This window comes from Solibaculum intestinale (assembly GCF_040096205.1).
Taxonomy (GTDB): domain Bacteria; phylum Bacillota; class Clostridia; order Oscillospirales; family Acutalibacteraceae; genus Solibaculum_A; species Solibaculum_A intestinale.
Map to the genome: position 1 here is coordinate 1 of NZ_JBBMFD010000026.1, position 15,532 is coordinate 15,532.

The 15,532-nt window shown below is 56.6% G+C and carries 14 protein-coding genes; 4 read left to right on the forward strand and 10 right to left on the reverse strand.

Annotated features, from left to right (window positions below; all coding sequences use genetic code 11):
* Window positions 1-70 precede the first annotated feature (70 nt).
* From yfbR to WMO26_RS11565, 6 genes are all read right to left on the reverse strand, one after another.
* A complete protein-coding gene (yfbR, locus tag WMO26_RS11540; protein ID WP_349220553.1) occupies window positions 71-661 on the reverse strand; it encodes a 5'-deoxynucleotidase in 591 nt (196 codons plus the stop codon).
* Window positions 658-1,770 carry a GntR family transcriptional regulator gene (locus WMO26_RS11545; protein ID WP_349220554.1) on the reverse strand — a complete coding sequence of 371 codons (1,113 nt, stop codon included), beginning with the start codon at window positions 1,768-1,770 and terminating at the stop codon, window positions 658-660. The genes yfbR and WMO26_RS11545 overlap by 4 nt, the downstream gene beginning before the upstream one ends.
* A 57-nt stretch (window positions 1,771-1,827) precedes the next feature.
* Window positions 1,828-2,562 (reverse strand): hypothetical protein, encoded by a 735-nt coding sequence (locus tag WMO26_RS11550; RefSeq protein ID WP_349220556.1) that lies wholly within the window; start codon window positions 2,560-2,562, stop codon window positions 1,828-1,830.
* A 147-nt stretch (window positions 2,563-2,709) separates the two neighbouring features.
* Window positions 2,710-3,336 (reverse strand): ABC-2 transporter permease, encoded by a 627-nt coding sequence (locus WMO26_RS11555; protein ID WP_349220558.1) that lies wholly within the window; start codon window positions 3,334-3,336, stop codon window positions 2,710-2,712.
* Window positions 3,333-4,193: an ABC transporter ATP-binding protein gene (locus WMO26_RS11560; RefSeq protein WP_349220560.1), complete on the reverse strand. Its 861-nt coding sequence runs from the start codon at window positions 4,191-4,193 to the stop codon at window positions 3,333-3,335. The genes WMO26_RS11555 and WMO26_RS11560 overlap by 4 nt, the downstream gene beginning before the upstream one ends.
* Window positions 4,194-4,272: 79 nt before the next feature.
* Entirely contained in the window at window positions 4,273-4,647 is a 375-nt protein-coding gene (locus WMO26_RS11565) for a GntR family transcriptional regulator (RefSeq protein WP_349220562.1), read from the reverse strand.
* Between the two features lie 292 nt (window positions 4,648-4,939).
* Here WMO26_RS11565 and WMO26_RS11570 point away from each other — a divergent pair, with 292 nt between their 5' ends.
* On the forward strand, window positions 4,940-6,994 hold the full coding sequence (locus WMO26_RS11570) for an InlB B-repeat-containing protein (RefSeq protein WP_349220564.1): 2,055 nt from the start codon (window positions 4,940-4,942) through the stop codon (window positions 6,992-6,994).
* A 278-nt stretch (window positions 6,995-7,272) separates the two neighbouring features.
* The gene (locus WMO26_RS11575; protein WP_349220566.1) at window positions 7,273-8,235 is read left to right on the forward strand and encodes a bifunctional 4-hydroxy-2-oxoglutarate aldolase/2-dehydro-3-deoxy-phosphogluconate aldolase; all 963 of its coding nucleotides are present in this window, start codon (window positions 7,273-7,275) and stop codon (window positions 8,233-8,235) included.
* Window positions 8,236-8,550: 315 nt separating this feature from the next.
* On the opposite strand, the gene WMO26_RS11580 is transcribed toward WMO26_RS11575, so the two are convergent.
* The 3 genes from WMO26_RS11580 to WMO26_RS11590 all read right to left on the reverse strand — a co-directional run bounded on the left by WMO26_RS11580 (window position 8,551) and on the right by WMO26_RS11590 (window position 13,247).
* On the reverse strand, window positions 8,551-9,504 hold the full coding sequence (locus tag WMO26_RS11580) for an aldo/keto reductase (RefSeq protein WP_349220568.1): 954 nt from the start codon (window positions 9,502-9,504) through the stop codon (window positions 8,551-8,553).
* A gap of 223 nt (window positions 9,505-9,727) precedes the next feature.
* The gene (locus WMO26_RS11585; RefSeq protein WP_349220570.1) at window positions 9,728-11,503 is read right to left on the reverse strand and encodes an ABC transporter ATP-binding protein; all 1,776 of its coding nucleotides are present in this window, start codon (window positions 11,501-11,503) and stop codon (window positions 9,728-9,730) included.
* On the reverse strand, window positions 11,484-13,247 hold the full coding sequence (locus WMO26_RS11590; RefSeq protein WP_349220572.1) for an ABC transporter ATP-binding protein: 1,764 nt from the start codon (window positions 13,245-13,247) through the stop codon (window positions 11,484-11,486). Before WMO26_RS11590 ends, WMO26_RS11585 begins: the two co-directional genes overlap by 20 nt.
* Window positions 13,248-13,595: 348 nt before the next feature.
* On the opposite strand from WMO26_RS11590, the gene WMO26_RS11595 reads away from it, so the two are divergent.
* Complete coding sequence (locus WMO26_RS11595; protein WP_349220574.1) at window positions 13,596-14,594, forward strand: hydroxyacid dehydrogenase; 999 nt, start codon at window positions 13,596-13,598, stop codon at window positions 14,592-14,594.
* A gap of 24 nt (window positions 14,595-14,618) precedes the next feature.
* A complete protein-coding gene (locus tag WMO26_RS11600) occupies window positions 14,619-14,870 on the forward strand; it encodes a hypothetical protein (RefSeq protein WP_349220575.1) in 252 nt (83 codons plus the stop codon).
* Window positions 14,871-15,003: 133 nt separating this feature from the next.
* Here WMO26_RS11600 and WMO26_RS11605 read toward each other — a convergent pair whose 3' ends face one another.
* A complete protein-coding gene (locus WMO26_RS11605) occupies window positions 15,004-15,495 on the reverse strand; it encodes a DUF4830 domain-containing protein (protein ID WP_349220577.1) in 492 nt (163 codons plus the stop codon).
* Window positions 15,496-15,532 lie beyond the last annotated feature (37 nt).

The window sequence follows — 15,532 nt, forward strand, 5'->3', positions numbered from 1 at the left end:
CTCCTTAGTAAATACCGGCCTCCCGCAAAAACCCGCGCGGGCCGAAACGCGGCCCGCGCAGCATCCATTCTCATTCATCCTGCTCGTCCAAAGAAAGGGAATAGGAGGGCAGGAACTCCTTTAGGAAGCAGCGTACCTCCGGCAGGTCCATCTCCTCAAGAGACCGGCGCAGGGAACGGGACGCTTCCATAAACTCCCGGTTGCCTGTCTTTTCCTCTTCGACGCACTTGATGAGGGCGGAAAGCTTGTCCGCCGCCTTGACGATACGCCACAGCTCTTCCTCTTGCGGGCGGTGAAAGAACAGATCCTCATAATCCGGCGCCAAGTCTGCCGGCAGGCAGGAAAGAAGCCGACGGCTCGCTTCCTCCTCCACCGTGTGGTAGGCTTCCCGGATTTTCGGGTTAAAATATTTGACCGGGGTGGGCAGATCCCCGGTGAGGATTTCCGGCACATCGTGAAAGAGCGCCAGAGTTGCCGCCCGCTGGGGGTCCACCTCCCCGCCGAACCGGCGGTTTCGGATCACAGCCAGCCCATGGGCCAGTACCGCCGTTTCCAAGCTGTGCTCGCTTAGGTTTTCGCTGCGGGTGTTTCGCATCAGGCCCCATCGGCTGATGTACTTCATCCTGGAGAGCATGGCGAAAAAATGCCGGCTGCGCTTCATCGGCTTGCCCCGTTACGCGGAGAATACACCGCGATGGACTGGCGCTCCACCAGGGGCATGTCCATCACCACTGGCGCGTCGCGCATGCCGGTGTCGATCATATTGCAAAGGCGAAGGGCCGCCTCCCGACCTACCGCTTCACTGGGATGCCCAAAGGTGGTCAGAGGGGGATCGGCCAATTTGGACATGCGGGCGTTGTCGATGGAGACAAGGGAGAGATCCTCCGGCACCCGGCGCCCGCAGCGTTTTAAGAGCTCCATAAGCCGCATGGCCACATCGTCGTTGTAGCACACCACACCGGTGCACCGTTCCAGCCGTTTGATCACCTGCTTGTCGTAATCCCCGCTGAGCAGGCTGATCAAATCCCCGGTGGAGTACCACAGCACCGCGTCCTCGTCGAGCTCCGCGCCCGACTCATGCAGCTGCTGGATAAAACCCGCGTACCGTTCGTGGCCCTGCATATCGTCCGCCTTGAAGATGCCGCCGATGTGGCTGTGCCCCGCCTTGCGCAGGAGCTCAGTAGCCTTGTACCCGGTGCCCCGGTCGTCGGTCACCACATAGCAGCAGGGAAGCGCCCGGTAATACCCGTTCATAAACACATAGGGAATCCGGCAGCGGTTGAGCTGCTCATACAGATGCAGGTTGGGATTGGGCAAGGCGGTCTTGGTCCCTTCCGCGATAATCCCGTCCACGCCCTTTTCCAGAAGGGAAGTCAGCAGGCGGGTTTCGTTCTCCACCCGGTTGTGGGTCACGCCCAGGGACATGGTGTATCCCTTGCTGGTGAGCACCTGCTCGATTCCTTTGATGATATCGGGAAAAATATAGCTGTCCACATAAGTAATGATAACGCCGATGGTCATGGTGCGGTGGCTCTTGACGGGAGAGGCGTTAATATAGGTGCCGCTTCCCCGCCGGCGGACCAGAATCCCCTCCGTCTCCAGGGTGCCGATGGCCTGGCGCACCGTCTGGCGGCTGATGTTGAATTCTTCCGCCAGGGTATTCTCCGACGTGAGTTTATCGCCCCGGCGGAAAACGCCGTCGGCGATCTGCTGGCGGATGTATTCGCTTAACGCTTTGTGCTTAGGTACGCTGGGATCAAGTTGCGGCAAGTCCAATCACCTCGAAACAGGCAACCAAACGCCGCCTGTAATATATTTGTTCGAATATTATATCATGAATCTCTGCCGAATTACAACTGAAAATATGCCGGTAATCGGAATTGCTGCGGTAAGATTCAGAATGCTTGTTTGAATTTTACATTGATTTTCCTCCGGGGCCAGCAAACAGAGCCTTCCGTTGGCGGCATACGTCAAAACCGCGCCTTCCTTTTGCGCGAGCCTCGCCGCCACCTCGCAGAAGGAAAAGAACTGCCGAGTGCTGCGGCGGACCTGCCAGTCAGGACCAAAACGCTGCCCCTCCCAGCCGGAACAGGAAAATTCCAGCAAAAGAGTACCGCCCGGCGCTGACGCCAAGCTTCCGTCCGGCGCAAAGAGGGGATCGGCCCATTCCTTAATATATAAGCTATACCCATGCGCCTCCCCTTCCAGCAGGCCGGTCCGAACCGGTCTTTCCTCCCTGGACGGCGCGATCTCCCAGCGGATGGGCAGGATGGGGCGAAAGCGCTCCTCCAGGAGCGCCGGCAGACGGTCTGCCAGCGGCTGCGGAATCCGGGCGCACAGGCAGTCTCCCCAGTAGGCGGGCTTATGCTGGGACAAAAGCAGCGCGTCCGCATAGGGAAAAAGAATCTGGTCAAAGGGAACGTTTCCCTCTTTATAAAGAAGCGCAGCCAGCTCCTGCATCAGGCATCCGGCCGCGGTGCAGCGGGCATAACAAGCGGCGGGAGTCGCGGCTTCGGCGGCGGGCTGGGCCGATTCAGGGACAAAGGCGGTCAGGTAAGGCATGGCGGTTCCTCCGGTCGATGGACTTTGCTTTCTCCCGGCGGCTATGGATCGGTTCCCCCGAGGAAAGCGTGCATGTTGTATTATTGTAGCACAAATACGAAAAAAAGAAAGGCCGGGCGGTATCCGTCTGGCCTTTCTAACGCGCATTCAGAATTCTTTTTTTCCGTAAATCCGGCAAGAGATCCAAAAGGAAAGCAGCAGCACCGCCAAGGCGACGGGGAGGGAAAACAGAAACGCCTGCTCCAGCGTGGCCTCCGAAGGAAAAAAGCCGGAAACCGAATCCTTGAAAAAGAGCAGCAGCATGGAGGGGAGAAGAAACACCAGGATCATGAACAGCCTGCCCCGTTCCGGCCCGAATTTATAGAGGAAGGGCAGGATCAGGCTCAAAAACAGCACTGCCACCGACAGAATGGTGTAGGCGGAAAGCAGGCTTTGCGCGGGATCGCCCGTCTTACGGATATAGCCGAATACCAGACTGAAGGCCAGGGTAATGACGCCGCCGAAAACGGTGAACAGCAGGCAGACCAGGTACCGGCTCGCCACCGCCTGTTTGCGGCTGACCGGCATGGTAAGCCCGAAGCGGTCCCATTTGGCCAGCTCGTCGTAGGAAAAGGTAGCCACCGACATCATGGCCAGCACCAGCGTCACCATGCCGGAGATGACGTCCACCGAGTCGAGCATGGAGAAGACCACGATATAAACCAAAATGAATACCGCCATGGTGCGCGCGTATTTGCGCAGTACCAGCAAATCTTTCATGAACAAGCCCTTCATTGCTGTTCCCCCCTGACGTAGAAAAGCATAATGTCCTCAATGGTGGCGGCGTCCACCACGGCGGCGGGATACCGCCGGCGCACCGCCGCCCGGTCCTTTACCAGCACCTCGTAGCCGAACTGGCTTTGGCGGTAGCCGATCTGTTCCGACCGGTCCAGACGGCCGAACACCTCCGCGCCGCACCGCAAAATCCCATACCGGGCCAACAGGTCGTCTTTCGGCTCCTCGAACACCACTTTTCCCTTATGGAGAAACACGATATAGTCGGCGATTTTTTCCAGGTCGCTGGTGATGTGGGAGGAGAGCAGAACCGAGTGGTCCTCATCCTGGATGAATTCCAAAAATACGTCCAGGATCTCGTTGCGCACCACCGGGTCCAGACCGCTGGTGGCTTCGTCGAGAATGAGCAGCCTCGGCTTGTGAGCCAGGGCGGACGCAATGGAGAGCTTCATCTTCATCCCGCGGGAAAACTCCTTGAGCACCTTCTCTTTGGGAAGGGAAAAGCGCCCCAGATACCGGTCGAAGAGCCTGTCGTCCCAGGTGGGATAGACACGGCGAAGCACGCTGGCAATGTCTTTGGGAGATAGGGTGTCGTGAAAATAGCTCTCGTCGAACACGACGCCGATCTGCTCCTTGATCCGCCGCTCCTCCTTGATGTGGTCCATTCCAAACAGGGTCACCCTACCGCTTTCCTTTTGGATCAGGTTCAAAATCAGCTTGAGGGTCGTGGTCTTGCCCGCGCCGTTTTCCCCGATGAAGCCCAAGATACAGCCTCTGGGCAGGGAAAAGCTCACATGGTCCAGGGTAAAGTCCCGGTAACGCTTGACCAGGTCCTTGACTTCCAAAATTGATTCCATATACATACCTCTCTGTCCCGTCACGGTTTGCCAAAGGGTTTCACCCGCGTAAACAAACCTAGACGGCGACGTCTCTTGTTTACTCGCCTTCATAAAGGAGCTTGAGCATTTCCGTGAGCTCCGGCAGGGAAATGCCGCCGCTTTTCGCCACCGACACCGCCTTTTCCAGGTGCTCCTGGGCCAAATGCAGCTGGCTTTCCCGGATGAGGGCGGTGTTGCGGGCCGCCACAAAGCTGCCCTTACCGGTTACCGTTTCAAGGAACCCCTCCTGTTCAAGCTCTTCGTAAGCCCGCTTGGTGGTGATGACGCTGATGCGTAGTTCCTTGGCCAGCAGGCGCATGGAAGGCAGAGCGTCCCCCGCCTGCAGCGCGCCGGTCATAATAAGCGACTTGATCTGGGACGCGATCTGCTCGTAAATAGGCCGCGCGTCCGCATTGCTGATGAGGATATCCATGGAATGATCCTTTCTGCATATATTGTATATACCGTGTATATACAATATTCCTCTTTTATATTCTTGTCAAGGGCCTTCTTGCAAACATTTTCTGGAATATTTCTTTCAAATTTTACATTTTGTTGAAACGGCTATGGACTGAGAAGAAAAGCGGCCGTACAAGTCGGTGAATTTATATGGATTTTTTCATCTTTCAACTAAATTTATATTGAAAATCTCATAAAGCAAAAGTATAATATACCTGTATCCGTGATTTTGGATATAAAAATAAGAAAAGGGAGTTGTAAACTGTATGAAATCCAAGAAGATTCTCGCGTTGCTCCTGTCTATGCTGATGGTTCTAGCCGCCTTCCCGCTGGCTGCTTTTGCCGCAGCGGACGCCGACGCACCCATCGCGCGGTATAACTTCGGTGTAAGTACCGTTCCTGAAAAAGAAAATTGGATCCCGGTGGACGAGACCACCGTTTACTCCGCTGAACTGGGCTACGGCCTGGGCAAACCATTCGATTCCAGCAGCGGCCGCAACCGGGGCGATCTCACCAGCAGCGGACTCTATTACGACCCCATGACCTCTTCTTGGCTGGGAAGCGACAATTGGAACTTTTCTGTGGACCTTCCCAACGGCAGCTATGATGTGGTCATCTTCTGTGCCGACATGAACGGAGACAATGCCAGCAATATGGCGAAAGCCACCAAGAACGGCACTCGTTTCACCATCGAGGGCGTACAGCATGAGTACCTGCACATCCAGACCGCCAAGCTGCCTAAGGTGGACGGCCTTACGCAGCCCTATTTTATCACCTATCCTGTCACGGTCACCGATGGGCAGCTGAACATTCAGGTCGGCGGCCTTACCCAGGAAGAAAAGAATGCAGCTCTGGCTCAGATCAACATCTACGACCCGGAATTCGACGTAACCTATAACTGGGGCAACGCCGTGCAGGGCTATGTAAACGGCATCTCCATCTATAATGCGGGCAAGGCCCCCACCGCTTTGGCAGACCTGCTTTCTGCTTCCGGCACCGGTACGGTTACTCCTCCGGTGGAAACTTATGACGTCACTGTGACTGGTGGCACCGCTAACCCGGCCAAAGCCGAAGCTGGTACTCCCATCACCGTTACCGCCAACGTACCCCAGGGCAAGCAGTTCGTGTCTTGGACCGTCAACGCCGGTACCGTTACCCCCACCGGCAGCACTTCCCTGACCACCGAAACCCTGACCTTCAACATGCCCGCCGAGGCGGTTTCCCTCACCGCAAACTTTGAGGACATCCCGCCCGCTCCTACTTATGACGTCACCGTCGTCGGCGGCACCGCCAGCCCGGCTAAGGCCGAAGCCGGTACTCCCATCACCGTTACCGCAAACGTGCCCCAGGGCAAGCAGTTCGTGTCTTGGACCGTCAACGCCGGCACCGTTACCCCCACCGGCAGCACTTCCCTGACCACCGAAACCCTGACCTTCAACATGCCCGCCGAGGCGGTTTCCCTCACCGCAAACTTTGAGGACATCCCGCCCGCTCCTACTTATGACGTCACCGTCGTCGGCGGCACCGCCAGCCCGGCTAAGGCCGAAGCCGGTACTCCCATCACCGTTACCGCAAACGTGCCCCAGGGCAAGCGATTTGTCTCCTGGACCGTCAACGCCGGTACCGTTACCCCCACCGGCAGCACTTCCCTGACCACCGAGACTTTGACCTTCAACATGCCCGCTGAGGCGGTTTCCCTCACTGCAAACTTTGAGGACATCCCCACCCCGCCGGCAGGCGAGATCACCGTTGTCTCCGACAAAAAGGCCTACGCGCCCAACGAGACCATTGTGGTCACCATCACGACGCCTGACACCGTCAAGAAAGCTTATCTGGCCGCCGAAAACGGCAACGGCCTGGCCACTGCCCGGAACGTGACCGTCAACGACAACGGCACCACCACTTGGGTTCTGACCTTCTCCCTTGGCTCCAAGGGCAACCGTGTCCTGACCGTTTATACCGACGGAGTTGCCACCGATAAAACGGTTTCCTTCGTCGTGGATACGGGTGCTCCGGTAGAGCAGGGCGAAGTGAAGATCATCAGCGCCAGTATGGACGCCACCGGCAAGGTCAACGAGCCCATTACCGCCACCATCAAAACTTCCACCAGCGTCACCAAGGTCCGTCTCTTCAACGAAAGCGGCATGGGTCTAGCTCCCTCTTCCTGCACCTATGTGGATGAAGACGGCGTGCGTACCTGGACCTATACCCTGAGCGTGGGCACCCCCGGCACCCGCAGCTTTGTCGTAAAGGCAGCCGGCGCCGACATGGTCTGGGCGGATGGAACCGAAACGCTCTCCACGCGCATCGCCCGTTCTTAAAACGATCTCATCCATCCTTTTCTTTTCCCGCTCGTGTCCAGCCTGGATACGGGCGGGATCTTTTTTCGGACGGTACGTAACTCTCTTATGGGCACAACCGTATGTGCAAAAGCGGGACCACCATAGCCAGTGGATGAATTTCTTCCTATTTCCCAAATAAGAACCTGATCCGGGACTTTTGTTTTACAAAGACAGGTGATTGATTTCGGCCATGGGGTGTGTTAAAATAAAGAAAACCAAATCGAACCGGCAATATGCCGCATGCAGGAGGAAAAATTATGAGCAGTGTAGTTGAAAAAATCCAAGCAATCGGTCTGATTCCCGTCATCAAAATCAGCGACGTGAGCAAGGCGGTACCGCTGGCCAAGGCGCTGTGCAAGGGCGGCATTCCGGCTGCGGAGGTTACCTTCCGTACCGAGCAGGCGGCAGAGGCCATTCGTCTGATTAAGAAAGAGGTTCCGGACATGCTGCTGGGCGCCGGCACTGTGCTGACCCCCGCCCAGGCGGACGCGGCCATTGAGGCGGGCGCTTCCTTTATCGTCAGCCCCGGCCTCAACCCGGATGTGGTCAAGCACTGCATCGCCAAGGGTGTTCCGATGATGCCCGGCTGCGCCAACCCCAGCGACGTGGAGTTGGCTATGTCTCTGGGTCTGGATGTGGTAAAGTTCTTCCCGGCAGAGCAAGCCGGCGGCGTGAAGATGATCAAGGCCATGTCCGCTCCCTACGGCAACCTGAAGTTCATGCCCACCGGCGGCGTCAACGAGAGCAATCTCAACGATTACCTGAGCTTCAAGAAGATCATCGCCTGCGGCGGCAGCTGGATGGTCAAGGCCGACCTGATTGAGAACGGCGATTTCGATCAGATCACCGCTCTGTGCCGCAGCGCTGTCAACAAGATGCTGGGCATCGAGCTCGCCCACATCGGCATCAACACCGCCGACGAAGCGGACGCCAGCGCGGTTGCCAGCAAGATCGCTTCCACCCTTCCCATCGACGAGAAGGTGGGCAATTCCTCCATCTTCGTGGGCAAGATCTTCGAGGTCATGAAGGGCGCAGGCGCGGGTGCCAACGGCCACATCGCCCTCGCGGTCAACGACATTGACCGCGCGGTCAACTACTTCAGCTACATGGGCATTGCCTTTGACGAAGCTTCCGCCAAGAAAAAGGACGGCAAGCTGGTCGCCATCTACTTCAAGGAGCAGCTCGGCGGCTTCGCTATCCATCTGGTACAGAAGTCCTAACTTCCCTTCTTCGTTTGAAAAGCCCTCTTGCGGCGTTTGCCGCAAGAGGGCTTTTTGTCTGCACTTTTGGCACCGTCACCTGTATCCCGAGGAGGACCGCCGTCCCACAAAGAAGAACACAGGAAGAAGAGTGATCCGTTCTTCACGGCCAACACACTAAAATAATTTGTATCAACCTTTATATATAATCCATATGGGTGTTTTCTAAACCGTCATTGTTCTGTTTTTGCAAGAAAACAGGGCCTGGGACGAAACTTGTCCCAGGCCCTTTCTGATAAAATACAGCACGCACTTATCCAAAATGGATTATTCTCTTTAAATAATACGAATCGCAAACTGCGGACAGTAGGTGGTGCAGTACCCACAGGTCAGGCAGCGGTCCTGAAGGATATGGGCTTTATGGGTTTCCTTACCCATTTCCATCGCCAAGTTGGGACAGCCCTTCACGCAGCGTCCGCAGCCGATGCAAAGGGATTGGACCACCGTATACCGCTTGCTCCAGCCTTGCACGTCGGGCAGCTCGTCGGCCGGGATGCCGCTAAAGTACTTGAGGTTATACTCCACCTCCCGCAAGGACACCATACCCAGCGCCACCGCCGCAATTCCGGGGATGTTTCTTGCGTAGCGCATGCAGTCGTCAAACTCGTTGATGTGCAGCCCGCCGGACAACGCTTTCATCAAATAGACGCCCTTGCCGGCATCCACCGCCATTTGCACGGCCTTCTCCATGTCCGCCCGGGTTCCTTCCAGGATACCGGTGCCGTGGAGGTTGAGGATAGGGAACACCACATCCAGCTCCTCCATCCCGGCCGCCCGCTCCACCACCTTAACATTGTGGGTGGAAATGCCGACGGCGCGCAGGATGCCTTTCGCCTTATAGTCGAGCATGCATTGCAGAGTGCCTGCCCGGTCCTCGAACACAGAGGTTCCTGCCCGGGCGGCGTGAAGCAGCATAATGTCGATCACGTTGATATCCAGCTCCCGGCGCGCTTCCTCGATGGCCGCCTGCATCCCCTCATAATCGGCGGCGGCCGACTTGGTGGCGATCACCGGGCGGATCCCGGCCCGCTTGATTCCTAAGCGGATGGGGGCGTAGGTCTGGTACATCTGGGCAGTGTCGATAAAGTTAATTCCGCCCAAAATCGCCGCCTCCACCAGCTTAGCCGACTCTTCCACCGGCATGTCCTTCTGTGCGGGGCCCATGGGTAGCGCGCCGAAGCATAGCTCGGTCACTTCGAGCCCTGTGCGTCCCAATATGTTCGTTTTCATAGAAGTACCGCCTCTTTCCTTCGATTTTTCCGTTTTCAGCGGTTGCCTTTGTTCGACATAGGCAGTTCCCCGCCCGTTTCAAGCATCCGCAGCCGGCACGCTCGCCGCCGAAACCAATGAACCGCGCCGAAGAACACCCGATCCCGCCGCCAAACAAGGGGAGAGATCTGCTTTTCTTTTATTCTATCACAGATTTCCCTTCTTTTCTACCAAAAACCCCGCGTTATCCAGCCAGGTGCATCTGGGAGGAATACAGCTGATGGTAAAGCCCGCCCTTTGCCATGAGCTCCTCATGGGTACCGGCCTCGGCAATACGGCCTTGGTCGATGTACAAAATCCGGTCGCAGCGTTCGATGGTGGAAAGCCGGTGGGCGATGATGAAGGAAGTGCGGCCCTTAAGCAGCAGGGCGATTCCTTCCTGCACCAGCCGTTCGGTGGCGGTGTCGATGGAGGAGGTGGCCTCGTCAAGCACCAGGATTTTCGGGTCATTAAGCAGGGTCCTTGCAAAGGCGATGAGCTGCTTTTGCCCTTGGGACAGGCCTCCTCCCCGCTCCTTGACCACTGTGTCGTACCCGCGTTCCATTTGGATAATAAACGCATGGGCATGAACCGCCTTGGCTGCGGCGATCACTTCCTCATCGGTAGCGTCCAACCGGCCGTAGCGAATGTTGTCCATCAAGGTTCCGGAGAAGATAAAGCTGTCCTGGAGCATGATGCCCATCTGGCTGCGCAGGGAATGGAGGGTCACGTCCATGACGCTGTTTTGGTCAATGCGCACTTGACCGAGTTCTATGTTATAAAACCGGCTGATTAAGTTGACGATGGTGGTTTTGCCCGCGCCGGTGGGGCCCACAAGGGCAATGCTTTCTCCGGGACGGGCGGTGAAGCTCACGTCGTTTAATATCCGCACCCCCGGCTCGTACTCAAAGGACACGTGGTCGAACTCCACTTTTCCCGTGATGGGAGGCAGCTCATAGGCCCCTTCCTTGTCTTCAATGACGCTGGGCTCGTCGATGAGCTCGAAAATGCGTTCCAGGTACGCCACGCAGTTGATAAACTGGTTGTAGATCTGGGCCAGGTTGGTGATGGGCTGCCAAAACCGGGAGGCGTAGGTGCCCATGGCCAGCAGCACGCCGAAGGAAACCATCGGGTCAAACCAGTAAACCCCCGCGATGTACACCAAAGTCAGCACCACCTGGGAGACGATTTCCACCGTGGGCGGCACCGCGTTAAAGAGGACCTCCATTTTCAGCCACGCTTTGCGGTACCCTTCCGACAGCTTCTCAAAGATGCCCTCGTTTGTCTCCTGGCGGTTGAACATCTGGGTCACGCTGGCTCCGTCGATGGATTCCTGCACGTAGGCGTTTAAGTTGGAGGTTTTGTTGGAGACGTTCTGCCAGGCCCTGTGCTGCTTGTGCTTAATCAGGAAGATAAAGACGCCCAGCACCGGAAGGCCCGCCATGGTAATCAGGGCCAGCGGCACCGATACCTGCAGCATGAAGATGCAGATGAACACGATGTTGATGATTTCCACGATGAAGTTGATGATGCCGTTGGAAAACATTTCGGAGATGGAGTTGATGTAGTGGACCACCCGCACGAGAATCTTGCCGTGGGGGCGGTTGTCAAAATAGGAAAAGGGCAGGGTCTGCAGATGGTCAAACAGGTCCTTGCGGATATCGTGAACGATGCCGTGGCCCACCCGGGCCATGAGCACGCCGCGGATATAGTTGGCCGCCACGCTTACAAGGACGGTCAACAGCAAAAGCCCGCCTAAAAACAAAAGCTGCCCCACGTCCTTGTTTGGCACCGCCACGTCCAGCGCCTGCTGCATGAAAAGAGGCCCGGTCAGCGCCACCACCGCTCCCACAAAGGAGACGAGCAGCGCGGTGATCATCCTCTTTTTGTAGCGGGACACGTAGACAAAGCTGCGCTTGAAATGCTCCCATCGAAAGGGGGATTCCAGCTCTTCGTCCACATCATACCGGTTGCGCGCCATATGCACTCGCCTCCTTTTCGGTCTCAATGTTGTTTTGCAGCGCCCAGATGCTGTAGTAATACCCCCGCATTTGCATCAGCTCTTCATGGGTGCCCTGCTCGGTGATGCACCCCTCCTGGAGCACATAGATGCGCTGGGCGTTTCGCACCGAGGACACACGCTGGGCAATGATGATCTTGGTGCAGGGGAAGGGCAGATCCTTTAAATTGGCCTGGATAGCCTTTTCCGTCTCCATGTCCACCGCGGAGGTAGTATCGTCGAGAATGAGAATGGGGGGCTTTACCGCCAGGGCTCGGGCCAGGGCAATGCGCTGCTTCTGGCCGCCGGAAAGGCCCACACCCCGTTCTCCCACCAGGGTCTCGTACCCTTCGGGCATGGCTTTGATAAATCCGTCCGCCTGGGCAAGGGCGGCAAACTGGCGCACTTCCCTATCGGAAAGCTCCGGCGCGCCGTGGCGGATGTTCCCGGCAATGGTATCGGAAAAAAGGAACACCTCCTGGGTAGCCATACCGATGGAAGTACGCAGGGAGGCAAGGGTCCATTCCCTCGTGTCCCGCCCATCCACCAGCACCTGGCCCGAGGACGGATCGTAAAGCCGGGTAATCAGGTTGGCGATGGAGGTTTTCCCTGACCCGGTGGGGCCCATGATGCCGATGGTGCTTCCGGGGGACGCCCGGAAGCTTACGTCTTGGAGCACTTCCTTCTGGTCTAGATGCAAGGAGACATGGGAAAATTCCACCGCTCCCTGCATCCGGCCCTCCCGCTTCACCGCCCGCTTTTGGTCCGCAATGGAGGGCTTTGCATAGTAGATTTCAATAATCTTGCTGCAGGAAACGAAAAACCGCTGGATGTCGTTTAAGAGCATCCCTAGGTTTTTGAGAGGGTTTGCCAGAGCCCAAACCAGGGTGGAAAAAGCCAAAAGATCCCCGGCGGTCAGCCGTCCCCCAATCAGGAATAGGCCTCCGACCACCACCACGATGATGGTAAGCGACTGGGAGAGAAAGTCGATAAAGGGCTGAAACTTCAGCCACGTCAGCGACGCTTTCAGATTGATGTCCCGGAAGGCCGCGTTTTTCTCCTCAAACCGCTCCTTTTCAAATTCCTCCCGGGCAAAGGCCCGCACCACCCGATTCCCTGCGATGTTCTCCTGGGCGTTGGTGTTGAGCTTGGAGAGCCGCTCGCGCACCTCCACGAAAATGGGCTGAATCTTCTTTGAGAACAACAGGCTCACCACCGCGATGCAAGGGGCCACAACCAGCATCACCAGGGTAAAGAGGGCGTCTACCGTAAAAAAGTATAGCAGGGTAGCGGTCAGCAGCACCACCGTGTCCACCACCACGAAGCTGATCCAGGCGGTGGTGTGGCGGATGAGCTCCAGGTCGCCGGTCATGCGGGTCATCAGGTCACCGGTGGTGTAGCTGCCGAAAAAGCGGGTGTCCTCGTTCTCGATCACATGGTAGAGCCTCCGGCGCACATTCTTAATCAGGTGCTGGGAGGAACACTCCAGCGACATGTTCATACCATAGCGCAAAAGCAGGCGCACCAGCTGGGTAAGCAGCATGGCGCCCAAAAACCAGGGCAGCAAATCCGGCTTTTGCGGGGTGATGACCTCGTCGATCATCATCTGAGAAAGCTTGGGGTTGATCATCATCATCATGGAGGTGACGGCCGACAGGAAAAGGCCGAGCACCCACAGCCCCTTGCGCTTCCCTAAGTTCTTCCAAATCCATTTGAGCTGGAACATGGCATCTCCTTCTTTTCAAAAAATAAGCGCCTCTTTTTCACAAAGAGGCGCTAACAGACCCAGTTGCCCGTATCTTTCACAGGATCCGGCGGCCTCTTTTTTCGTGCGGCATTTTGGTTTTTCACGGCAATCCCTCCCTGTTCTCAGTTAGAATATAGTACCGCGAAGTTTTTCTATTTGCAACTAAAAAATAGGTGTTTTTTCGCTTTTTTTGGTCAAAAATTGCGAATTTTTTGGAAAACATCCCGGTTTCCCCTCTTGCATTTTACTGCGTCCTTTTGTATGATGAAAGTAATCGTCCGCGCGGTTTGCGCCGGGCTTGACTTTTTTCAGAAAGAAGTGTAGTCGATGAAAGCCATGGTCATTCACGAAATGGTCGAATACACCTACGGGCAGGAAGGCCTCAAGGAAATCGGGACGCTGTGCGACCTGATCGCAAAGCCCATGTCCTTTGACGAAGCGAGAACCCATCCGGACGCCCTCGCCCAGGTGGAGGCCATCTTCAGCGGCTGGAAGTACCGTCAGATGGACGCTTCCTTTCTGGACCTGTGCCCGAATCTGAAGATTGTCTTTTACGCCGGCGGCACCATCCACCGGCTGGTGTCCGACGCGTTCTGGGAGCGGGGCATCCGCATTTGCAGCGCCTGGCGGGCCAACGCTGTCCCGGTATCGGAATTCGCTCTGTCGCAAATTCTGTTCACCCTCAAGCGGGGCTACTACGGCATCCGCCGGTATTTGCAGGACCGGGAAATTGATCCTTCCTTCGAACTGATGACCCAGACCATCCCTGGGGTTTACGAGAGCACGGTGGGGCTGGTTTCCCTGGGCGCCATCGGCGGGCGGGTAGCCGAACTTCTCAAAGCCTTCGACGTACAGGTTCTCGCTTACGACCCGTATGTGTCCAAAGAACGGGCGAACGCGTTAGGGGTTACCCTCTGCTCGTTAGAGGAGCTTTTTGCCCGGTCGGATGTGGTGTCCCTCCACGCGCCCTGGCTGCCGGAGACGGAAGGGATGATTACCGGCGAGCTGATTGTCTCCATGAAGCCCTATGCATCCCTTATAAATACCTCCCGTGGAGCGGTCATCAACGAGCCGGAGATGATCGACGTGCTCACGCGCCGCCCGGATTTGCAGGCTATGCTGGACGTGACCCATCCCGAGCCACCTGCGTCCGACTCTCCTCTTTTTTCTTTGCCAAACGTGGTGCTCACCCCTCACATCGCCGGGTCCTTCGGCCACGAGGTGCGCCGCCACGCCCGGTACATGCTCGAGGAATGCCGCCGGTATCAAAGCGGCGAACCCCTTCTCCATGAAATCACCAGGGAAATGGCCGAACATATGGCATAATCTTCTTTCAAAAGGCGGATGAAGATGCAAGCGTACGAGATTCTTTTGTGGTTTGGCGGGGGCGTCGTGCTGCTCGTACTCCTTCTTGGGGCGCTGAGCACGGCGCGTTTCTACCGCCATGAGCAGTTTGTTTGTCCAAAGTGTTCCTATCCCTTCCAGCCCCGGCTGCGAAAATACCTGTTTTCCCAAAACGCGGCAGGAGGAAAAATTCTCACCTGTCCCAACTGTGGGGCAAAGGAATACATGGAGCCCCAACGGCGAGACGGTTCCAAGTAGGCATCGCCTTCCGCCGCTGCATTTTCAGAAAGCGTGCGCATGGTCCTGTTGGGAAATCAAAAGAGAGAGCCCTGGGTTTTCGCCCGGGGTTCTCTCTTTGTCGCGGAGTATTCCTTGAAACGCACCGCCATGGTTACGATTCATGGGTCAGGCCATGCATAAAGCCGTCCAGCGCCAGGGCACTGATGTCGGCCCCGATCACCTGGTTGTCGTAAATAAGCAGGTTCGCCTGCACCGCCCCATCGTAGGCGGGGTAATTCAAAACCGTGTAGCTGTATTTCTTGGCAATTTTCCCTTTATAGGCTTCCAGATCCATCCCTTGCTTTTTTTGCACCACGTTGTACTCTTCATACACCGCGTCAAAGGTCTTGGGAATGGTCACGTCCGCGCTGGACACCGGCATGGGATTGACTTCCCAGCCGAAGCTTTTGAGGTAATTGACCCGTTCCTCATTGGTGGATATTTTGGTCGGGGCCGCGGTTTCCTGGGCCTGGCCCTGCGCCGCCGTGTCGCCTCCTCCTATCCCGGTGAGCACCACGATGAGAATCGCCGCAATGAGCCCGATCAAAACCAGAATTCCCAAACGCATCTTCTTTTTGGATGCCTTGAATGAATAGACAAACATATCTCCCGCCTCCAGCACAGTAGTCCTAGTCACTCAT